The sequence below is a fragment of the Pseudomonas sp. HS6 genome, from assembly GCF_023375815.1.
Lineage (GTDB): Bacteria > Pseudomonadota > Gammaproteobacteria > Pseudomonadales > Pseudomonadaceae > Aquipseudomonas.
Window position 1 is genome coordinate 6,480,090 of sequence record NZ_CP067412.1, and the last position, 21,769, is coordinate 6,501,858.

General features: G+C 59.2%; 18 protein-coding genes, 1 tRNA gene and 1 pseudogene. 17 read left to right on the plus strand and 3 right to left on the minus strand.

The window, feature by feature from the left end; all coding sequences use genetic code 11:
• Positions 1-63 precede the first annotated feature (63 nt).
• Entirely contained in the window at positions 64-402 is a 339-nt protein-coding gene (locus tag JJN09_RS29285) for a tryptophan synthase subunit beta (RefSeq protein WP_249484889.1), read from the plus strand.
• Between the two features lie 272 nt (positions 403-674).
• Here the strand turns inward: JJN09_RS29285 and lapD are convergent, their stop codons facing one another.
• Entirely contained in the window at positions 675-2,621 is a 1,947-nt protein-coding gene (lapD, locus tag JJN09_RS29290; protein WP_249484890.1) for a cyclic di-GMP receptor LapD, read from the minus strand.
• Between the two features lie 14 nt (positions 2,622-2,635).
• Positions 2,636-3,328, minus strand: coding sequence for a cysteine protease LapG (lapG, locus tag JJN09_RS29295; RefSeq protein WP_096823042.1), 693 nt, complete (start codon positions 3,326-3,328; stop codon positions 2,636-2,638).
• A 196-nt stretch (positions 3,329-3,524) separates the two neighbouring features.
• Here lapG and JJN09_RS29300 point away from each other — a divergent pair, with 196 nt between their 5' ends.
• The 5 genes from JJN09_RS29300 to JJN09_RS29320 all read left to right on the plus strand — a co-directional run bounded on the left by JJN09_RS29300 (position 3,525) and on the right by JJN09_RS29320 (position 10,582).
• Positions 3,525-4,235: a GntR family transcriptional regulator gene (locus JJN09_RS29300; RefSeq protein ID WP_249484891.1), complete on the plus strand. Its 711-nt coding sequence runs from the start codon at positions 3,525-3,527 to the stop codon at positions 4,233-4,235.
• A 750-nt stretch (positions 4,236-4,985) separates the two neighbouring features.
• Positions 4,986-5,762 (plus strand): DUF3050 domain-containing protein, encoded by a 777-nt coding sequence (locus tag JJN09_RS29305; protein ID WP_173861334.1) that lies wholly within the window; start codon positions 4,986-4,988, stop codon positions 5,760-5,762.
• Positions 5,759-6,688 (plus strand): diiron oxygenase, encoded by a 930-nt coding sequence (locus JJN09_RS29310; RefSeq protein ID WP_249484892.1) that lies wholly within the window; start codon positions 5,759-5,761, stop codon positions 6,686-6,688. Before JJN09_RS29305 ends, JJN09_RS29310 begins: the two co-directional genes overlap by 4 nt.
• A gap of 13 nt (positions 6,689-6,701) precedes the next feature.
• Complete coding sequence (locus JJN09_RS29315) at positions 6,702-10,091, plus strand: amino acid adenylation domain-containing protein (protein ID WP_249484893.1); 3,390 nt, start codon at positions 6,702-6,704, stop codon at positions 10,089-10,091.
• Positions 10,092-10,114: 23 nt separating this feature from the next.
• Positions 10,115-10,582: an SRPBCC family protein gene (locus JJN09_RS29320; protein ID WP_085748542.1), complete on the plus strand. Its 468-nt coding sequence runs from the start codon at positions 10,115-10,117 to the stop codon at positions 10,580-10,582.
• A gap of 59 nt (positions 10,583-10,641) precedes the next feature.
• On the opposite strand, the gene JJN09_RS29325 is transcribed toward JJN09_RS29320, so the two are convergent.
• Positions 10,642-12,522, minus strand: coding sequence for a methyl-accepting chemotaxis protein (locus JJN09_RS29325; RefSeq protein ID WP_249484894.1), 1,881 nt, complete (start codon positions 12,520-12,522; stop codon positions 10,642-10,644).
• 311 nt (positions 12,523-12,833) lie between these two features.
• Here JJN09_RS29325 and JJN09_RS29330 point away from each other — a divergent pair, with 311 nt between their 5' ends.
• The 11 genes and pseudogenes from JJN09_RS29330 (at position 12,834) to rplJ (ending at position 21,710) form a co-directional block, all read left to right on the plus strand.
• Entirely contained in the window at positions 12,834-13,334 is a 501-nt protein-coding gene (locus JJN09_RS29330) for a sigma-70 family RNA polymerase sigma factor (RefSeq protein ID WP_249484895.1), read from the plus strand.
• Complete coding sequence (locus JJN09_RS29335; RefSeq protein WP_249484896.1) at positions 13,334-14,347, plus strand: FecR domain-containing protein; 1,014 nt, start codon at positions 13,334-13,336, stop codon at positions 14,345-14,347. The genes JJN09_RS29330 and JJN09_RS29335 overlap by 1 nt, the downstream gene beginning before the upstream one ends.
• A gap of 86 nt (positions 14,348-14,433) precedes the next feature.
• Positions 14,434-16,935 (plus strand): TonB-dependent siderophore receptor, encoded by a 2,502-nt coding sequence (locus JJN09_RS29340; protein WP_249484897.1) that lies wholly within the window; start codon positions 14,434-14,436, stop codon positions 16,933-16,935.
• Between the two features lie 76 nt (positions 16,936-17,011).
• Complete coding sequence (locus JJN09_RS29345) at positions 17,012-18,190, plus strand: PepSY domain-containing protein (protein ID WP_249484898.1); 1,179 nt, start codon at positions 17,012-17,014, stop codon at positions 18,188-18,190.
• Positions 18,191-18,247: 57 nt separating this feature from the next.
• A pseudogene (locus JJN09_RS29350) lies at positions 18,248-18,682 on the plus strand (EF-Tu/IF-2/RF-3 family GTPase); the annotation flags it as partial.
• Positions 18,683-18,735: 53 nt separating this feature from the next.
• Positions 18,736-18,811 (plus strand) — tRNA-Trp (locus tag JJN09_RS29355).
• Between the two features lie 45 nt (positions 18,812-18,856).
• Positions 18,857-19,225: a preprotein translocase subunit SecE gene (gene secE, locus JJN09_RS29360; RefSeq protein WP_007916493.1), complete on the plus strand. Its 369-nt coding sequence runs from the start codon at positions 18,857-18,859 to the stop codon at positions 19,223-19,225.
• A gap of 9 nt (positions 19,226-19,234) precedes the next feature.
• Entirely contained in the window at positions 19,235-19,768 is a 534-nt protein-coding gene (gene nusG, locus JJN09_RS29365; RefSeq protein WP_007957598.1) for a transcription termination/antitermination protein NusG, read from the plus strand.
• Positions 19,769-19,885: 117 nt separating this feature from the next.
• Positions 19,886-20,317, plus strand: a complete 432-nt coding sequence (gene rplK, locus JJN09_RS29370; RefSeq protein WP_003228756.1) for a 50S ribosomal protein L11 — start codon at positions 19,886-19,888, stop codon at positions 20,315-20,317.
• Positions 20,317-21,012, plus strand: coding sequence for a 50S ribosomal protein L1 (rplA, locus tag JJN09_RS29375; protein WP_003186095.1), 696 nt, complete (start codon positions 20,317-20,319; stop codon positions 21,010-21,012). Before rplK ends, rplA begins: the two co-directional genes overlap by 1 nt.
• A gap of 197 nt (positions 21,013-21,209) precedes the next feature.
• Positions 21,210-21,710, plus strand: a complete 501-nt coding sequence (gene rplJ / locus JJN09_RS29380; RefSeq protein ID WP_249484899.1) for a 50S ribosomal protein L10 — start codon at positions 21,210-21,212, stop codon at positions 21,708-21,710.
• The last annotated feature ends 59 nt before the right edge of the window (positions 21,711-21,769 follow it).

Here is a 21,769-nt window from a genome sequence, read left to right on the forward strand (position 1 = left end):
ACTCGCGCGCAGTTGGCTATGCTGCTGACAGCATGACGCGGGTTCATTTCTGAGGGATGCTCAATGTTTTACGTGCAACGCGATGCGCAGGGTCAGTTGGTTCGCGTGGAAGCTGCCGCCTGGGCCGAGGCCACGGAAACGCTGCCGGCCGATCACCATGAAATCCAGGCCTGGTTTGCCAACGCTGCCGTGGAAAACAGCCTCAAACAGCTCAAGCAGAGCGACTTCGAGATGATTCGGGTACTCGACGACCTGATTCAGGTGCTGACCAGCAAAGGTGTGATCCGCGTCACCGACCTGCCGCCGGCGGCCCAGGCGAAGTTGATGGACCGTACACAGGCTCGGGAAGCGTTGGGTGGGTTGAGTCAGTTGATTGATGATGAAGAGACTGGGTTGATTTGATCTGCCTGTAAGTACAGATCAAAAGCCTGCCCTCACCCCAGCCCTCTCCCGGAGGGAGAGGGAGCCGACCGAGGTGTCTGGCGCTATACATCGACCTGAAAAATCGAGTCGATTATGGATTCATACGCTGACGTCAGTGAATCTTCGATTACGGATTCGGCAGAGGTCTTTCACGTCGGCGGGGCTGTGGAGCATCCCTGGGTCGCTCCCCTCTCCCTCCGGGCGGTCCGACGTTTCGGGAGGGTTAGGGTGAGGGCAGCGATTTCAATGACTCACCGCCAAGGTGCAGGCTCACCGAAGAGCTGCCCCTGAACCCCATACAACCCCATCTCGCGAATCACCGACAACTCCCCTTCCGTCTCGACCCGTTCGGCAATCAACGGCAGATCGATGCTGTGCGCCGCACGCTGGATCGCCTCGATGAACAGGCGCTTGTCACTCTCCTGATCGATCGACCGAATGTAGCTGCCATCGATCTTCAAGTACGCCAGCCCAAGCCGCGCCAGGTTGCCGATCATGCTGAAGCGCCCGCCGAAGCGCTGCAGGCTCAGGGAGAAACCGAGTTCGCGCAGACGCCGGGTCAACTGTTCCAGCACCGCTTGCTCCGGCAGTTGCTCCTCGCCGATTTCCAGGGTCAGGCGCGAGCCCAGGTTGGAATGCGCCCGCAGAATCTCGAACACTTTGTTCAGCGCCTGCGGGTCGGCCAGGGTCGCAGAAGACAGGTTCAGCGCCAGAGACTCTTCATGGCCGGCCATTTGTTCCAGCACCCGCTCGAGCATCAAACGGTCCAGCCGTGCGGTCCAGCCAAAGCGCTCCAGCCACGGCAAGAAGCGTCCGGCGGGAATGGTCTGGCCCTGCTCGTCGAGCAAGCGTGACAACACTTTGTAGTGCAGCACCAGTTGCGTGTCCTGCGCCGCCACCACCGGTTGGAAGAACAGCTCAAAACGCCGCTGATTCAGGGCCTGATCAAGCAAACGATGCCAGGCATGGTGATCGTCACCGACGTCCGCCACCAGACTCTGGTCGAGGCACGCCCAGTTCTGCTCGCCCTGACCTTCGGCCTGGGCCAGTGCCTGATCGCCGAGGCTGAGCACCGCCTGCGGTGAATCGCCATGGGCGAACGGCGCCAGGCCGATGGATGCCACGGCGGCCACGTCGGTGGCGCCTGTCGCATGCAGGCTGCCCAGAGCACTGTCGAGGCTCTGCGCCAATTGCAGCGCTTCTTCGCGCGTCAGTCCCGGCGCCAGCACGGCGAATTCACCGCCACGGATCCGCGTCACCAGGTTCTGGGTTTCCGGGTATTTGGCGCACTCGCGTGACAGCTGCTCGCCGACCGCTTTCAACAACTCATCGGTACGCTGACCGCCGAGGCGCTGGTTCAGCCCAGCCAGATCCTTGACCCGCAACAGCAGCAGATAACCGGAACTGGCCTGCTCCGGGTTGCTCACCCGGGCGTTCAGTTGCATCTCGAAATAGCGTCGGTTGGCGAGTCCGGTGAGGTTGTCCTGATAGGACTCGGTGCGCAGTTTTTCGCTACGTTCGGCCTGTTCCTGGAACAGCGCCTTGAGCTTCTCGACCATCTGGTTCATGGCCAGCACTACGCGACGCAGTTCCGGCGTGCGCGGCAGGTCCGGCAGGCTGAGGAACTCGCGACGGGCGATGGCATGGGATTGCTTGACCATGTAATCCAGCGGCTTCAATTGCCGGCGCAGCAACAGCGCGCCCAATACCGCACTCACCGCGCCGCAGACCAGCAGCCAACCAAGACTGCCCAAGGCGCTCTGCCAGAGTTTGGCCAACGCGAACATCGGGTGGCTGACCACCTCGACCCGTGCTGCCTGCTCCCAGCCACGGCTGACCAGTGCATCGCCACCGGCCGGCTCCAGGCCGATCAGTTTGACGAACCAGTCCGGTACATTGGTGACCGCCGGAATGCCATTGCGCTCGACGATGGTCTGGTCGGTTTTCAGATCGACCACGCGGATGCTCGAGTAATAACCGCTGTCGAAAATCGAACTGACCAGCAGCTCGACCATCGCCGGGTCGTCAATATTCGGCGTCAGCGACAGCGCCAGTGCCGTGGCCGCATCCTGGGCGTGGGAGCGCAACTGGTTGACGTACTGGGTGCGCGAGCTCTCCAGACTGACCATGAAGCTACCGGTGAAGGCGACCACCAGGAACAGACAGATAGCGATCAACAGCTGTTTGAACAAGGACATCTGAGCGCGTGCTCCTAGTTAGTCGTCTCGACCGGGAATCCTTCGGCCTGCATTTTCTTCAACACATCCTGCCAGCGTGACAGACGTTTGGTGTCGCCAACCTTCTTGTTGCCCTTCGCTCCCGGCAGGTACAGACCTTCGGCATTGAAAGAGTAGACCGGCAGCAAATCGGTTCGCTCGGACGCCGGCTTGATCGGGTCGATCAGGCTGTCGAGCACCAGTGGCATGGCGTCGGGGCTGGAATAGTAAGTCAGGACCATGTGGGCGCGGTTCTGGCGCAAGGCCTTGACGTAGGTGATGCGCAATTTGTCACTGGCGACACCGAGGTGGCGCAGGCTGAAATACTTGGCGATCGCATAGTCTTCGCAGTCGCCGGCGCCTTTCCACAAGGCTTCGATGGGGGTTTCCCAATAATCGACCTCACCCCACAGGTCGATGTCTTCGACGTAGCGCATCTGTTTGTTGAAAAACAGGTTCACCACTTTGAGCTTTTCCATTTCGCTGACCTGCTTCTGCGTGGCCAGCAGATTCTGCCAGGCATCGATCCGTTGCTGTCCGGCGCCCAGAGGGCCGTACAACGCCGTAGCCTTGCGACTGATCGCGGAAAAATCCCAATCGGCATGCAGGCCGCCCAGCATGGCGCCGGCCAGCAGCAGCGCGCAGGCAAGCCAGCGCACAATCCGAGGGATCGCGAAACGTACCGCCAATGCAAGGCATCCAGGGCAGGGAAGAAAGGCGTTTGATGGTGAAGGTTAGCCCAGCAAAAAACAATGGCACCCTGAGATCATCGCTGGCGCGCTAAACTTCAGATGTGACAGTGTTCCTCTACACGGTTTGACAACCTGTAGAGCAATCACTAGTGTCCTTTGGATCCAAATTCCGCAGTCAACAGGGTGTGCAGTTGTGACCCAGAAGCCCAAGCCACTCCACAGCATCAAAGTCGAAGGCCCTATTCCCGCGCACTTGGCGCGTTCGGTCATCGAGGAAACCCTGCGCTCGGCGATCCTCGACGGTCGCCTGCCGTGCGGTACCGCCGTACGCCAGCAAGACCTGGCGGATCTGTTCGGTGTCAGCCGCATGCCGGTGCGCGAAGCCCTGCGTCAGCTGGAAGCTCAGGGCCTGCTGAGTGTGACTGCCCACAAGGGTGCCGTGGTAGCGCCGCTGATCCAGGGTGACGCGACCGAAACCTATGAGCTGCGCATCCTGCTGGAGTCCGAAGCACTGCGCCAGTCGATCCCGCTCCTGACCCCGGCCGATCACGATCGCGCCGCCGGCTACATCGAAGAGCTGGAAACCGAGCACGACTACACCGAAATCGGCCGGCTCAACCGCCTGTTCCACATGGCGCTTTACAGCAAATCACCGAACGGCCGACTGCTGCGACTGGTCGAGGACGGTTTGAATGAAGAAGAACGCTTCCTGCGTTTCAACCTCGAGGCCATGGGCCTGGGCAAGCTGTCCCAGGACGATCACCGGGCGCTGCTGCAGGCCGTTAAAGAACGTGACACCCAACACGCGGTGACGCTTCTGGAGCAGCACCTCAACCGTGGCGTCGAGGTGATTACTCGTTATCTGGCCAGCTCTGCCGCCAAAGGCCGGCAAGCGGCACGCTGAATACTCCCGCCCGGGTGAGCCCTTGCTCACCCGGCGAATAACCCGCTTACAAATCCCCACGCCGGTCACGCTCAATTGCCGTGGCACTTCGGCGCCTGCGCTCTAACCTCCCCCCTGCTTTGGACAGCCCGGAATTTGCACCGCAAGGAAGTCATTTTCGACGATAGCCGCGGAGCCGATTTACGCGCACCCTTGAATCGCCAACCCAAATAGAACGGGGACGCGCCGCCCCGGCAGCAGTCCTCGCACCAGGAACCTACGGAAGGAGCCTTGTCACGGGAAAAGGAAGACACGCCGCCGTATCAGGCCAACTTCATCCCCTCAGATCATTTCAACTACTTCATTAGAAAGTTGCTTCGAGTGAGGCATTCACTCTTGTTATTCAATTTTGGCCTTTAAACGCCGAAAGGAGCAACTACGCCCCAATAAAACTCAACTTAAAAGTTTTATAAGCCTCGCTCGTACTTGAAAAACGGCAAACTTAAATTAATTAAAAATATACTTGTTAAGTTGTTTTGCGATGTATTAGTTTTTCTACGCCGGGTTTTGTACTGAACCGACAGACCGGCGAGACCCAGTAATATGGCCCAGTTCGCAGCCGCCTTCAGCGGTATGCCGTTGTACGTGGGCTTTCAATGAAACTTTAACTTTCATCGAAACGAATGAGGCTACCGCTCGCCTGGAAACTATATCCAACGTTGTTAGCCATTGATTGAGAAGTCCCTATACCCCTATAAGCCAGAGGCTCGCATCATGCCAACTAAAGAACAACTCGCCCAAAAGAAAGCCGAACTCAGCGTTCACCCGATTTTCTCCGAAATCGATTCGCTGTCGGTGTTGCGACGCTTCATGGAGTCCCACGTATTTGCCGTGTGGGACTTCATGTCGCTGACCAAACGCCTGCAACAGGAACTGACCTGTACCCGCCTGCCGTGGCTGCCGCCGCGCGATCCACACGCCGCGCGGCTGATCAATGAAATCGTGCTCGGCGAAGAGTCGGACGATCGGCTGTCACACGGGCATTACAGTCACTTCGAGTTGTACCTGGATGCGATGCGCGAAGTCGGTGCGAGCACCTCGGCGGTGGAGCGTTTCGTCGCGCTGCAACAGGAAGGCGTGAGCTATGACGTCGCATTGCAAAGCGTCGACGTCGACCCGGCCGCCGCACAGTTCGTCCGCGACACCTTGCACACTGCGCTGCATGCGCCAGGGCACAGCGTCGCCGCCGCTTTCCTGCATGGCCGCGAGAGTGTGATCCCGACCATGTTTCAGCGCATGCTCGATGCCTGGGGCATCGGTGTCGAACAGGCGCCGACCTTCCGTTACTACCTGGAGCGACACATTGAAGTCGACTCCGAAGATCACGGCCCGGCCGCCGAGCAATTGCTGGAACGCCTGGTCGATGGCGATCCGCAGCGTGAAGCCGAGGTCTACGCCAGCGCCGTCGCCGCCGTGGAAAGCCGCATCGCCCTGTGGGACGGTCTGCGCCTGAGCATGCGTGAGCCGTTGGCGGAGGTGGCCGAATGAACGCCGCCGACTACCAATCCTTCGCCGACGCCTGGGAAAGCCGCGCCACCATCCGCACCCGACCGCGCCGCGTGCTGGAGGACGACGCACGGCTGATCTACCCGCTCAGTCGCCAACCGCTGGTGCTCAGTGAAACCTTCCTGCGCGAATGCCCGGAACAACGGGATTTCGCGCTGGTGCAGACGCTGTACAAATTTATCAACGACGTGGTGATTTTCGAGACTGAGATCGTCGACAAGACCGCCCGCAGCATCGCCAAGAACCGCTTCGCCGTGGCCTTCCCGTTCGCCTGTCGCTACGACGCCATGACCGTCGTCGTGGACGAGGATTACCACGCGCTCGTGGCGATGGATTTCATGCAGCAGACCGTGGCCATGACCGGCATCGAGCCCATCGAGTTGCCGAATGAAATCGAACTGAGCCGGGCGATTCCTGCCGCCGTCGAATTGGCTCCGGAACATCTGCGCAGCGCCGTGGAGCTGATCTGCGTGGCCATCGCCGAGAACACCGTGACTGGCGATGTCGCGGCGTTTGCCCGGGACGACACAGTCAAGCCGTCGATCAAGGGCCTGATGGCCGACCACTTGCTCGACGAGGGCCGGCACTCGAGTTTCTGGGCGCGGATGGTGCGCATCTACTGGCACACCGCGAGCGACGCGGATCGCGAATGCATCGCGCAGATCCTGCCGGTGTTCATCGGCCACTACCTGACCAACGACATCCAGAAAGCCTTCGACCTGCGCCTGATCGATGCCTTGCCGGTCAACGAGGCAACCCGCCACGCGCTGAAGGACGAGATGGCCGGGCTGGCCTTCCCGATCAATCGCCACCACCCGCTGGTGGGCAACATCGTGCGGTTTTTCCACAACAGCTCACTGCTCGACACACCGTGCGTACAGCACGCCCTGCGCGACTACCTGGTTTGACAAGGAGGCTGACATGAGACGTCTCGACATTTTGCTGATGGGCCGCAGCCAGGCCTTGACCGACCTGGCGCAGGAGCTCGAACAACACGGTCATTCATTGCTGACAGAGGCTGCTCCGTCGATGGATCTGGTGATCGACGACGGCAGTCTTGCGCCGCAGCGTTACGGCGCGACACCGCACATGATCTTGCGTCTGGGCATCAGCCCGACGGGCGTCGGCGGGCTGCCGGTGCTCGATCTGCTGTGCCTCTGCAACTCGACACTGCTGAGTCGCGTGCCCATCGCCGATGAACCCTCCGGCAACGGTCAAGCCTTGCGCCAGCGAACACTCGCGCAGGTGGTGGATGAAGTGGCGCTGCTGGTCAGCCGTTTCTCTCGCGATGCGGAGTATTTCCAGCATGCAGAGACCGCCCGTGCGCCGGACTTCGAGCAGGTGGAAAATCTGCTGTTTCTCGATCATCTGGCCTACGTCCATCGCTTCAATGCCACGGCTAATCCGCTGTTGCTGCAACAGGCACAGATCCCGGTGATAGAGCGGCTGCAACAGAGCCTGATCAAGCATGCCGGACGCCCGGCGCTGCACCTCGCCGAGCAGTCGATCAGCTATCGGCAGTTGCATGATCACAGTCGGGCGATCCAGCAAAGGTTACTGGCGATGCTGGAGACACAACCGCAACCTTGGGTGGTGGGGATTTGCCTGCCGAAATGCGACGCGCTGTTTGCCTCGATCCTGGCAATTCTCGGCAGTGGCGCGGTGTACCTGCCGCTGGAACCGAGCCATCCGCTTCAGCGCCAGCAATACATTCTGGAAAACGCAGGGGCGGTGTTGCTGCTGCATGACGGCGAACATCCACTGAGCGATTCGATGCCGGGGCTGGACGTCAGTCGCATGAACGCTGCTGACGCAGATCTTTCGCAACCGCTGATGCGCCAGCGACCGTCGCTCGACTCTCCGTGCATGGCGCTCTACACCTCCGGCACCACCGGGCATCCGAAAGGTGTGCTGCTCAGTCAGGCTAACCTTGCGCACTTCACCGCGTGGTACGCCGATTACGTGCAGTTGCACGCCGAGAGTCGGGTGTTGCAGTTCTCGTCGCTGAGTTTTGACTCGTCGCTGATCGACATTTTCCCGACCCTGCTCGAAGGCGCGGAACTGGTAGTGCCCGACGACAACCAGCGGCGCGATCCGCTGCAATTGGTGGCGCTGATCCGCCGCCGGCAACTGACCCACGCGTTCCTGCCACCGGCGCTGTTGAGCATCCTGCCGTTGGAGCAACTTCAAAGCGTCGGGCAAATCATGACCGGCGGCGATGTGTGCGAGCCGTTCGTGATCGAGCAACTGACGCGCCATGGCAAGCTGCACAACCTTTACGGCCCTACCGAAGCCACGGTGTTGATCACTGCGCGGCAATTGCAGCCGGGCGACAGCAACCGCAGCCTCGGCGGGCCGATTGCCAACAGTCAGGTGCTGATCCTCGATGACGACCTGCAACCGGTGGCGGAGCAAACGGTGGGCGAACTGTTCATCGTCGGCCCGGGCGTATGCCTGGGTTACCTGAACAATCCGCAGCAGACCGCCGAACGCTATCTGAACCTGGAGTTGCCGGACGGCCAGCGTCTGCGCGCCTACCGCAGCGGCGACATGGCCAAGTGGGGCGAAGACGGCATCGAGCTGTGCGGGCGTCGCGATAATCAGGTGAAGATCCGGGGTTTCCGGGTCGAGCCGGAAGAGATCGAGCGGTGCCTGCGCGAGAGCCAGTTGTATCGGCAGATCGCCGTGGTGATCGACAGTCAGCGGCGGATTCTGGCGTTCCTCGCCCAGCCGCAATCAGACGCCGCGCGCGAGTTTTTGAGAGCTCACGCGCAACAGTTCCTGCCCGACTACATGCAACCGGTGGCGTGGACGGAACTGCCGAACATGCCGTTCGCCGCCAACGGCAAAGTCGACCGCAAGGCCTTGCTGGAATTGCCGGTGAGCGTGCAAGACAGCGGCCCCAAATGCCTGCCGGCCAACGCCGATGAAGCGCTGCTGCTGGAGATCTGGGGCGAGTTGCTGGAGCTGCCGACCAGCGACATTTCCACCGACGAAAGCTTCTTCAATCTCGGCGGTCACTCGATTCTGCTGTCGCGCATGCTCCTGCGACTGCGGGAGGAGTTCGGCCGCAGCATTTCGATCAACCGCTTCATCGAACTGCCAACCATCATCAAGCTCGCCACGCTGGTTCGCGGCACCGATGACAGCGCGGTGCTCAGCGCCCAGGCAATGGCCGACGCCGAGCGACCGCTGGACATCGAGCCGTTACCGATCAGCCGCATGGGCGATGTGCACAAGGTGATCGTCACCGGCGCCAACAGTTTTGTCGGCGTGCACATCGTCGAGGCGTTGCTGGGTTGGGGCGCCAGCGAGGTGGCGTGCCTGGTGCGCGATGGCGGCGGGCAAACGGCGGCGCAGCGCTTTGCCCAATCGTTGCGAGAGAACCGGCTGGAGCATCTGGACCTGAGTCGGGTGCGAGTCTATTCGGCGGACATCACCCAGCCGCAACTGGGCCTGGCCGATGACGATTTCGAGCGACTGGATCGCGAGTTCGGCGCGCTGGTGCACAACGCCGCCAACGTCAATCACGTCCTCGACTACGAGTCGCTGGCGGCGGACAACGTCGAGCCGATTTTCGAACTGCTGCGGCTGTGCGAAGGGCGCAGCAAAAAGGTGTTCAATTTCGTCTCGACGCTGTCGGCCTCCAGCACCGTCGACGACGCAGGCCGGGTGCTGGAATTGCCCGCCGCACCGACGCCGCCGATCTACATCCGCAACGGCTACAACCTGTCGAAATGGGTTGGCGAACGCATCCTCGAACGGGCCCGGGAACGTCGAGTACGGGTCAATCTGTATCGGCCCGGCAACATCAGTTTCAACAGCCTCAGCGGCGTCTGCCAGCCGCACAAGAACCGTTTGATGCTGATGCTCAAGGGCTCGATCCAGCTCGGCCAGGTCCCGGCCTTCGCGCTGAATTTCGACCTGATGCCGGTGGATTTCCTCGCCCGTTTCATCGCCTTCCACGCCAGCCGTTATTCGCCCGAACGGGCGGTGTTCAACCTGCATAACCCGGAGCCCTTGAGCTGGGATGCCTACGTCGCGTCGTTTCGCGAAACCGGCAGCGAATTTTCGCTGGTTAGCGTCGCCGACTGGCAGCAGCAACTGGGCCGGGTCGATGCCGACAACGCGCTGTTCGGCGTGCTCGGTTTCTACCTCAACGGCTTCGAGGAAGACATCGGCGACATCTCCCTGATCGGCCACTCCAACGCCCAGGCCGGTGTGCAGCAGATGGGCGCGCACTATCCGGAAAAATCCCCGGCGCTACTGCGTCGCGGCTGCGACTACCTGAAAGAAATCAACTTCATCTGACTCATCAACCAAGGAGCAACACCATGAGCAATCTTCAACCCGACACCCTGATCAAAAACCCTCACGGCTGCCACGTCGTGTCTTCGGTGGAAGTGCCGGTGGATGCCAAACAAGTGTGGGCGGTGGTCGGCAAATTCGACGGTTTCGACCGTTTCATTCCGGCGTTGTCGCACATCGAGATGACCGGTGAAGGCGTGTCTTCGCTGCGCAAGAAATTCTTCAAGGATGGCAACGTGGTGGTCGAGCAACTCAACTCCCGGGACGACCAGGCGCTGAGCATGACCTGGACCACGATCTATAACACCCTGGGCGTGGCCAACCTTTGGGCGGCGATGAATGTGGAATCGCTGGGCGCGGGCAAGTCGCGGGCAACCTGGACGATCATCGCCGAGCCGGCCAGCGGCGGCCCCGAGGCGCTGCCGGGGTTCAAGGATTTCGTGCAGGGGTTTGCCGATGATGCGATGGGCAATGTGCTGAAGCTGTTTGTGTAAGGCATGAAAAAGCCCGCTGCGGATCACTCCGCAGCGGGCTGTTTTTTGACCGCAAGCGATCAGATCTTGAAGCTGTCGACCAGTTGTTTCAAACGGTTGGCCTGCTGCGACAACGCATCGCAATCCTTCAGCGTTTCATTGAGGTTGGCCACGCTTTGCTGGTTCAGCAGGTTGATCTGGTTGACGTCGACGTTGAGGGTTTCCACCACCGCAGTCTGCTCTTCGGTAGCGGCTGCCACCGACTGGTTCATGCCGTCGATTTCGCCGATACGCTGGGTCACGCTGACCAGACGCAGACCGGCCTGGTTCGCCACTTCAACGCTCTCTTCGCTGGACGCCTGACTGGCGTTCATGGTGGTCACCGCTTCGCGGGAGCCGACCTGCAGCGAGGTGATCATCTTGTGGATCTCTTCCGCCGATTCCTGGGTGCGGTGAGCGAGGTTGCGCACCTCGTCCGCCACCACCGCAAAACCGCGTCCGGCTTCACCGGCACGGGCCGCCTCGATGGCCGCGTTGAGCGCCAGCAGGTTCGTCTGCTGGGAGATGCCTTTGATCACGTCGAGAATGTGGCCGATGTTGTCGGTGCTCGCATTCAGGGTTTCGATCTGGGTGCACGACAGGCTGATCTTCTGCGACAGCTCGGTCATCGCCTGAATCGTCTGCTCGACCACCTGACGACCGTCATCGGCCTGCTCGCTCGCGCCGCTGGCGTGTTGCGAAGCATCGGCGGCGTTGCGGGCGATTTCCTGGGTGGCGGCGCCCAACTCGTTGATCGCGGCAGCGACGCTATTGGTGCGCGCACTTTGCTCGTCGGAACCGATGATCGAGGCGTTGGACGATGCCATGACCCGTTGCGATAGGTCGTGTACGTGTCGAGTCGCGGAGGACACTTCGGAAATGGATGCGTGAATCCGCTCGACGAACTGGTTGAACGAACTGCCCAGCTCGCCGAACTCGTCTTTGCTTTCCACTACCAGACGGCGAGTCAGGTCACCTTCACCCTGAGCGATGTCCTGCATCGCGCGGCCCATGGTGATCAGAGGACGCATCAGCACGGTGATCAACAGGCTCAGGAACACCGCAATCGCACCCACTGCGACGAACATTGCGATCAGTGCCGAGGTACGGAACTGGCTGAGTGCGGCGTAAGCCTTGTCGCGATCGATCGACAGACCGATGTACCACTCGGCATTCGGCAGACCGCTGACCGGGGTGAACGACAGGATGCGTTCCTGACCGTTGAGCACCACGTTCTGGTTGCCCTTCTGGATACGCACATCGGCGTTCGGGTAGATGTCCTTGAGGTTCTTCATCACCTGGTCTTTGTCCGGGCTGACGATCACCTGACCGTCACCGCTGACCAGGAACGCGTGACCCAGGCCACCGAAGTCCACCGAGTTGATGATCTTCACCAGGGTTTCCAGGCTCAGGTCACCGCCCACTACACCGAGCAGCTCGCCGTTCTTTTTCACCGGCATGGCGATGGTCACTACCAGACCGCCGACAGCGGCCATATATGGCGGGGTCAGCATGGTCTGGTCAGCGGCCACGGCCTGCTTGTACCAAGGGCGCTGACGCGGGTCGTAGCCATCCGGCATCTTCGCGTCCGGACGCTGGGTGAACACACCGTTGGCTTGGCCGACGTAGGTGAACTGGAAGTTCGAGGTGAAGGCCGGTTGATCGACCAGCCCCGGGAAATCGGCGTTCTTGCCCTGATGAGCGACGTTCTGCGCGAGGTTTTCCAGCACCAGGATCCGCCCGCTCATCCAGTTCTGCACACTGCTGGCGGTCAGGTCGCCGGCCTGCTGGACGGAGGACTGTAGGTTCTGGCGAATGGTGTTTCGCTGCAGATAGTCGTTGTACAAAGTGAACAGCGCGAACGCCAGGACCACGACGCCCGAGGCGGCCAACAGGATTTTATGGCTGAACTTGAGATTCATTTCATGGGACTTCTTATGCCAAAAGTGGGGATGCGTTCCGGATGCAACATTCCATGTACAGCGCAGGCAGCGTTCTGATGGCCGCTCTACTTTGGTGCACGCATGTCTCACCAGTCTGTCGGCACGTTTCGGAGAAAACTTAGCGCTTTGTAGGAAATGGACGGCATTTCTGCCAGATTCCCGCCGAACGGCGTGCCAGAGCGTTTACCTGTGATTTTTTGATGTCTGTTTCGTTGCGCCGGTTGCAAATTCTGTAACCCTTGATGACAATGCGACTAATTATCATTTGTGACGTTCGGGCTGTCGCGTTCATGTCATCACCTGAGTTTGCAGTACAGGCGCTTTACAGTCGTCATCACGGCTGGCTCAACGGCTGGTTGCGCGCGCGGCTGGGCAATGCGGCCGATGCGGCGGATCTGGCCCAGGACACTTTCGTTCGCCTGCTGCAACGCACCGAGCGTCTGGAACTCAAGGCACCTCGCGCGTTTCTGCGCACCATCGCTCGCGGCCTGGTCATCGACCATTGGCGACGCGAGGAAATCGAACGCGCCTACCTGGAAACCATCGCCCACTTGCCCGAAGCCGAGACACCCAGTGCCGAATCCCGCGCACTGGTGATCGAGCTGCTGGAAAGCATTGCCCGCATGCTTGAAGGACTGAAGCCAAAAGTACGTCAGGCGTTTCTGCTGGCACAGTGCGAAGGTTTGACCCACCAGCAGATTGCCGAACAGATGGGCCTGTCGTTGCGCTCGGTGGAACGCTACGTCGCCGATGCGCTGTATCACTGTTACGTGCTGCGGTACGAAAGCTGATGCCGGTGGATAACGTGTCACTCGCCCGTAGCGCCGAGCCACCGCAACAAGTGGTCAAACAGGCGATCCACTGGCTGCTGCGCCTGCGCAATAACCACGGCAATCCGCGCCTGAACCACCAATGCGAGCAGTGGCGCGCCGAACACCACGATCACGAACTGGCCTGGCAACGGGTGCAGTCGTTGCAAAGTGAGCTGACCCGAAATCTGCGCGCCGTTCCGGGTGCGCAAGTGGCATTCAACACACTGGAAAACAGTGCGCAGGGCCTGGGTCGCCGTCAGGCGTTGAAGCTGCTGTCCGGCGCGTTGTTGATGGGCTCCGCCGCGTGGCTGGCCAGAGACACGTCTGCCTGGCAGCAGTGGAGCGCCGATTACGCGACCGCCACCGGCGAGCGCCGCGGATTCCAGTTACCCGATGGCACGCGGATCGAACTGAACACAGCCAGCGCCGTGGACCTCGATTACACGGCGCAACAGCGGCTGATCAAACTGACGCGGGGCGAGATCATCGTGACCTGCGGTGTTGCAGATGAAAGTTCGTCAAATGACAGACCGCTTCGAGTGCAAAGTCGTCATGGCACCTATGAGCCGTTCAACGCGCGGTTCATCCTGCGTCAGGAAGGCGATTGCACACGTCTGAGCGTCACCAATGGCCGGGTCGCAATTCATTCGCCACGGGCGAGCGATGGCACTTCCACCGAGGTGCTTGCCGGCCAGAGTTATCTGATCGACCACCAACAGGCGCGTCCCGCTCCGCCGCTGGACATGGATGCCGGCGCCTGGGTCGACGGGCTTATCGTGACGCGCAACATGCGCCTGGGCGATTTCCTCAATGAGGTTGGCCGCTATCGTCAGGGCTTCCTGAATTGCTCCCCGCAGGTGGCGGATCTGCGCTTGTCCGGCGTGTTCCGCCTCGATGACACCGACAAATTGCTCGCGATTTTGCCGCAAACCCTGCCGGTGCAATTGCGCTATCGCACCCGCTGGTGGGTAACGCTGGAACGAGCAGTCTGAATTTTTTTGGCGGGTTTTCGTGGCAAGGCCGGCTTAGTCAGTAAGCACTTCAATTCAGCCTTCGCGACTTGCAACGGAAACCTACAATGACTGCGCGCGTTACCTGTAAGAACCCTCTGAATTTCACTGCCGAATCGGGCCTTCTGCGTCACGCCGTTCGGGCTGCGTTGTTCTCCACGGCACTGGGCGTCGGCCTGCTGCCGAACCTGAGTGTTGCGGCGAGCGGCAGTGAGGTCAGCAGCCACCGCTACAACATCGCCGCCGGGCCATTGGGCGAAGCGCTGAATCAGTTCGCGCGCCAGGCCGGCATCACCTTGTCGATGACCCCGCAACAGACTCAAGGCCGACAATCACCTGCCGTGCAGGGCGAATATTCGGTAGATCAGGCGTTGAGTCATCTGCTCGGTGGCTCGGGTCTGGAGGCGGTCAGCCAGGACGGCAGCAGCTACGTCTTGCGCTCCGTCGCAGAAACCGAAGCGCTGGCCCTGCCGACTACCGACATCAAAGGTTTCGCCCTCGGCAACGCGCTGGGCAGCATGGACGGCTACAACGCGACGCACAGCCAGATAGCCACCAAAACCAGCACCGCGCTGCTGGAAACTTCGCAAAGCGTGTCCGTGGTCACCCGCGAGCAAATGGACGATCAGGGCTCGCAAACCGTTTCCCAGGCCATGCGCTACACCCCGGGCGTGCTGACCAACCCCTATGGCGCCACGCACCGTTACGATTACGTGGCGATGCGCGGCTTCAACGATGGCTCGGTGGACAACATCTACCTCGACGGCCTCAAGTCCATGGGCGACAGCGGTACCTACAGCACCATGCAGGTCGATCCTTATTTCCTCGAGCGTGTGGACATTCTCAAAGGCCCGTCGTCGGTGTTGTACGGCCGCAGCTCGCCGGGAGGGCTGGTGGCGTTGACCAGCAAAAAACCGTTGTACGAGGCTTACCACCAGGTTCAGGCCACCGTTGGCACTCAGGGCCAGCGCGGTGTCGGTTTTGACTTCAGCGGTCCGGTCGATGACGACAAGCGAATCGCCTATCGTCTGATCAGTTTGACGGATCAGTCCGACACGCAATTCGACCACAACAAGGAAAAACGCTTCGCCCTCGCGCCGACGGTCAGCATCGATTTCAACGAAGACACTTCGCTGACCCTGCAGGCGTATCTGCAGCATGACCCGGATGGCGGCTATCACGGTGGCGTACCGGCCGACGGCACGATTCATCAGCGCAACGGCAACCGCATCTCACCGCACTTCTTTGAAGGCGAGCCAGGTGTTGATGGCTATTCCCGCGATCAACAGTCGTTCGGTTATCAATTCGAACATCGCTTCAACGACGTCTTCACCGCGCGGCAGAATTTCCGTTACCTCGACTCCAAAGTGAACATGGATCAGGTGTACGCCTATGGCTGGACGTCGCCGACCAGCAACGAGCTCAATCGCTACTACACCGGCGGTGACGAGCGACTGCACGCGTTCATCGTCGACAACATGCTCCAGGCCGAATTCTTCACCGGCGCGACCAAGCACACGGTGCTGATGGGAGCGGATTACCAGCGGCGCAAAACGGTGGTCGACTGGACCAGCGGTGGTCTGGCGCCAATCAATGCGTTCAATCCGGAGTACGGCAATTCCGCTATTACGCCGTACGGTGAGACCAGTTACCTGCGTCGCCTGGAGCAGACCGGGGTTTACCTGCAAGACCTGATTGAAATGGACAAATGGCGCTTCTCCCTTGGTTTGCGTCAGGACTGGGTAGAGACGTCCGAGGAGAACCGGAATGCCGAGGCGAGCCGTCCGCTCGGCACCGAGATCAGCGACAAACGCACCAAACTGACGGGCCGTGTCGGCGCGCTGTACCTGTTCGACAACGGCCTGGCGCCGTACATCAGCTACTCGGAGTCGTTCAATCCCAACTCCTATGCCGACAGCGCCGGCAATCCGCTGGCTCCAACGGATGGCACGCAGTGGGAAGCAGGTCTGAAGTACCAGCCACCCGGCACCGACAATCTGTTCACGGCCTCGCTGTTCCGCATCGATCAGGAAAACCTGGCAACCAAACTCCCGCAGGAAAACTTCTACCGTGCTGTAGGCGCTGTCCGCTCTCAGGGTCTGGAACTGGAGGCGCACATGCAGCTCACCGACAACCTGAAAGTGCTCGGTAGCTACACCTTCACTGACATCGAGTACTCGAAATCGATGGTCAGCACCCTGAGCACCCCGACCAACGTGATCGAGAACAAAGGCAACTCTCCGACTCAGGCGCCGCGACACATGGCGTCGTTGTGGGCGGACTACAAGTTCGACAGCGCAGCACTGGATGGCGTGCGAGTGGGCGGCGGTGTGCGTTATGTCGGCTATAGCTGGGCGGATGCAGAGAACACTATGAAGGTGCCGTCCTACACGTTGTTCGACGCGTCGATCGGTTATGACCTTGGCAAGGTTGGCTTGAAGGGTGTCGACGTACGCCTGAATGCCAACAACCTGACCAACGAATCCTACGTGGCCTCCTGCGCCAGTCTGAACTTCTGCTACATGGGCGAGGAGCGCAACGTCGCCGCCACGGTCAGCTACCAGTTCTAAGCCTTTGTCTTGTGCATAAAAAAGCCAGTCCCTGAGATTCAGGGACTGGCTTTGTCGTATTCGTGGGGAAAATTTCATGCGTTCTTTTTTGGTTTTACTGCACCGGTATATCGGGTTGGCCACGGCTGTGTTTCTGCTGCTGGCGGGAATCACGGGCAGCATTCTGGCGTTCAACCATGAACTGGATGAGTGGCTGAATCCGGAGTTTTACGCGGCTTCGGCCGAGGGGGAGCGTCTACCACCTGGTGAGCTGGTCGATGCGGTGCAATCTGTACATCCGAAGTTGCAGGTCTGGTACATGGAGTATCCGAATGAGGCAGGCCACACAGCCTTGCTGGCGGCGGTTCCACGTAATGATCCAGCAACGGGCAAACCTTTCGATGAGCCTAATCAGGTGTTCTACCTCGACCCGGTCAGTGGTGAGCAAAAAGGCCAGCGCTATTGGGGCGAATGCTGTTTTCAGCGTGAGAACTTCGTTCCGTTCATTCTCGAGTTCCACTACAACCTGACACTGCCCGGTAACTGGGGTTTGCTGTTGATGGGGTTGGTGGCCATCGCCTGGGTGATTGATTGCTTCATCGCTCTCTGGCTGACTTTGCCGCGGGGTAAACCCTTCTGGAAGAAGTGGTCGACCGCGTGGAAGATCAAAGGCGGGCATGCTTATCGGCTCAACTTCGATCTGCATCGTGCGGGGGGGCTGTGGCTGTGGTTGTTATTACTGCCTATAGCCGTCAGCAGTGTGGCCATGAACCTGCCGAGTCAGGCCTTCAAACCAGTGGTATCGCTGTTTTCTCCGATTGAGCCGAGTGTGTATGAGTCCCGAGGGCGGATGCCTGCCAAAGAGCTGGGGATCACCCGATTGAGTTATCAACAGGTATACGAAAGAGCGCAGCAGGAGGGAAAAAGGCTAGGGCTGACTGCTGCGATCGGTGAGTTGTATTACAGCTTTGAGTACAACTTCTACGGTGCAGGGTTTGGACAGCATGACACCGAGGCCCATGGTAAATCCTGGTTGTTCTTCCACGGTACGGACGGGCGGTTACTGGGGCAGGAGATCGCAGGAGAAGGGACGTTAGGAGAGCGGTTTTATCGGTTGCAGTTGCCTATACACGGTGGAAGGATCATAGGCTTTACCGGGCAAGTGATGATCGCGGTATTGGGTGTTCTGATTGCGGGGTTGTCCGGGACAGGCGTCTACATCTGGTGGCGCAAATGGCAGGCTCGTCGAAGCAGCAAGGTCCGCAGAGCGGTTTGAAAATCGGGCTTTTGCAGGCTCTGAAACGACAAAACCCCTGTCTGCATTAGCAGACATACTACCGTCACCACCTGCACCGGTGTTGAAATGTTCCGCAAACTGCTCGACGAAGGTCGTGCTGGCGAGAACTGCGGCGTTCTGCTGCGCGGCACCAAGCGTGACGACGTTGAGCGTGGTCAGGTTCTGGTTAAGCCAGGTACCGTTAAGCCGCACACCAAGTTCACCGCAGAAGTTTACGTTCTGAGCAAGGAAGAAGGCGGCCGTCATACTCCGTTCTTCAAAGGCTATCGTCCACAGTTCTACTTCCGTACTACTGACGTGACCGGTAACTGCGAGCTGCCAGAAGGCGTTGAAATGGTAATGCCAGGTGACAACATTCAGATGACTGTTACCCTGATCAAAACCATCGCGATGGAAGATGGTCTGCGTTTCGCTATCCGTGAGGGCGGTCGTACCGTCGGCGCTGGTGTCGTAGCCAAAATCATCGAGTAAGTAGTTGTAATGTATTTTTCGGGCCGGCATAATGGTCGGCCTGATTTTGTTTTAGGTCAGTAGCTCAATTGGCAGAGCGACGGTCTCCAAAACCGTAGGTTGGGGGTTCGATTCCCTCCTGACCTGCCAGATTCACTCGGTGTGTCTGGCTTTCTTTTCACAGGATCTTCATAGATGACTCCTAAGGCTGAAGCTCAAGGCTCTCGCTTCGATCTGCTTAAGTGGCTTGTAGTGGTCGCTTTGGTGGTTGTTGGCGTTGTAGGCAATCAGTATTACTCTGCTTCGCCGATCCTGTACCGCGTACTCGCATTGCTTGTCATTGCTGCTGTAGCTGCCTTTGTAGGCCTGCAGACTGCCAAGGGCAAGTCTTTCTTTGTACTGGTTAAGGAAGCTCGCACCGAGATTCGTAAAGTCGTATGGCCAACTCGCCAAGAAACCACGCAGACCACGTTGATTGTTGTGGCTGTTGTTCTGGTTATGGCGTTGCTGTTGTGGGGGCTTGATTCCCTGCTCGGCTGGCTTGTTTCCTTGATTGTCGGCTAAGGGTGTCCCGTGGCTAAGCGTTGGTACGTTGTGCATGCTTACTCGGGTTACGAGAAGCATGTAATGCGCTCGCTGATCGAGCGTGTAAAGCTGGCTGGCATGGAAGATGGCTTCGGCGAAATTCTGGTTCCCACTGAAGAAGTGGTTGAAATGCGTAATGGCCAGAAGCGCAAAAGCGAACGTAAGTTCTTCCCTGGCTATGTGCTGGTCCAGATGGATATGAACGAGGGTACTTGGCACTTGGTCAAGGATACTCCTCGGGTGATGGGTTTTATCGGCGGTACTGCTGATAAGCCTGCACCAATCACTGATAAAGAAGCAGAGGCGATCCTGCGTCGCGTTGCTGACGGTAGCGACAAGCCGAAGCCGAAGACGTTGTTCGAGCCAGGTGAAACCGTTCGTGTCAATGACGGTCCTTTCGCTGACTTTAACGGTGTTGTTGAAGAAGTTAACTACGAAAAGAGCCGGATCCAAGTGGCGGTGCTCATTTTCGGTCGCTCTACTCCGGTAGAGTTGGAGTTCAGTCAGGTCGAAAAGGTCTAACTGGACAAGCATCCCAACCCCGCAGCCGTAGGCTGTGGGGTTTTGTCGTCACTGGGATAAACGCGCAAGTAACCGGGGAGCCTTTCGAGGCGATCGAACCCGTAATTGGAGTGCCTCATGGCCAAGAAGATTACCGCTTACATCAAGCTGCAAGTGAAGGCCGCTCAGGCTAACCCAAGTCCACCTGTTGGTCCTGCTCTGGGTCAGCACGGCGTGAACATCATGGAATTCTGCAAAGCTTTCAACGCCCGTACCCAGGGTCTGGAAGCTGGTCTGCCGACTCCAGTGATCATCACTGTCTACAGCGACCGTAGCTTCACTTTCGAAACCAAATCCACCCCTGCTTCGGTTCTGCTGAAGAAAGCGGCCGGTCTGACCAGCGGTTCCGCTCGTCCGAACACCGTTAAGGTTGGCACTGTTACCCGTGCTCAGCTGGAAGAGATCGCGAAAACCAAAAACGCGGATCTGACTGCAGCTGATATGGATGCAGCCGTGCGTACTATCGCCGGTTCTGCTCGTAGCATGGGCCTTAACGTGGAGGGTGTGTAATGGCTAAGCTGACCAAGCGTCAAAAGGCTATCGCCGGCAAAATCGAAGCAGGCAAGGCCTACAACTTTGTAGACGCCGCCGCACTGCTGGCCGAGCTGTCGACTGTCAAGTTCAGCGAGTCGTTTGACGTTGCTGTAAACCTGGGCGTAGACCCGCGTAAATCCGACCAGGTTGTTCGTAGCGCTACTGTGCTGCCACACGGCACTGGCAAGACCGTTCGCGTTGCTGTGTTCACCCAGGGTCCAGCTGCTGAGGCCGCTCTGGCTGCCGGCGCTGACCGTGTAGGTATGGACGACCTGGCTGCCGAAATGAAAGGCGGCGACCTGAACTATGACGTAGTGATTGCATCCCCGGATGCAATGCGCGTTGTAGGTCAACTGGGTCAGATCCTCGGTCCACGTGGCCTGATGCCTAACCCTAAAGTCGGCACCGTAACTCCAGACGTAGCCACCGCGGTTAAAAACGCCAAGGCTGGTCAGGTTCGTTACCGCACCGACAAAAATGGCATCATCCACACTTCCGTTGGCAAGATCGGCTTCGATGCCGTCAAGCTGAAGGAAAACGTTGAAGCACTGATCGCTGATCTGAAGCGTATCAAGCCAGCTTCCTCGAAAGGTATCTACGTCAAGCGCGTTACCCTGAGCACCACTATGGGCCCAGGTCTGGTTATCGACCAGAGCTCGCTGGACGCGTAAGACAAAATTGGCACGAGTTATCGTGCCAATCGAAAGATTGGGGTCCCTGCCTGGCGGGGGCTATCCAAGACCGTAGGCGACGCAAGTCTTAAACCTCAAGCCTACGCAGATGGTGCTCCCGGTTCCTTACCGAATCAGACACCAAAACGACATTCGGTTCCGATCGAATGAAACGGTAACAAGCAGGAGTTAAACCCGTGGCAATTAATCTCGAAGACAAGAAGGCCATCGTCGCTGAAGTCAACGAGGCTGCCAAAGTCGCTCTGTCCGCTGTCGTGGTTGATGCCCGTGGCGTAACAGTAGGCGCAATGACCGGACTCCGTAAAGAGGCTCGTGAAGCTGGCGTTTACGTACGTGTTGTACGTAACACCCTGCTCAAGCGCGCTGTTGCTGGTACTTCGTACGAAGTGCTCAACGACGCGTTCACCGGCCCGACCCTGATCGCATTCTCGAACGAACATCCGGGCGCTGCTGCTCGTATTTTCAAAGAGTTTTCGAAGGGTCAGGACAAGTTCGAGATCAAGGCAGCTGCGTTCGAGGGCAAGTTCCTCGCAGCTAATCAGATCGACGTTCTGGCAACTCTGCCGACCCGTGACGAAGCAATTTCTCAGCTGATGAGCGTGATTCAAGGCGCTACCAGCAAATTGGCTCGTACTCTGGCGGCAATTCGCGACCAGAAAGAAGCTGCTGCAGCCTAAGGCTCGTCAGCTTCTCGCGTTTTTTGTTTATTTCGATGGTCGCGTAGGCCGTCCCCCAA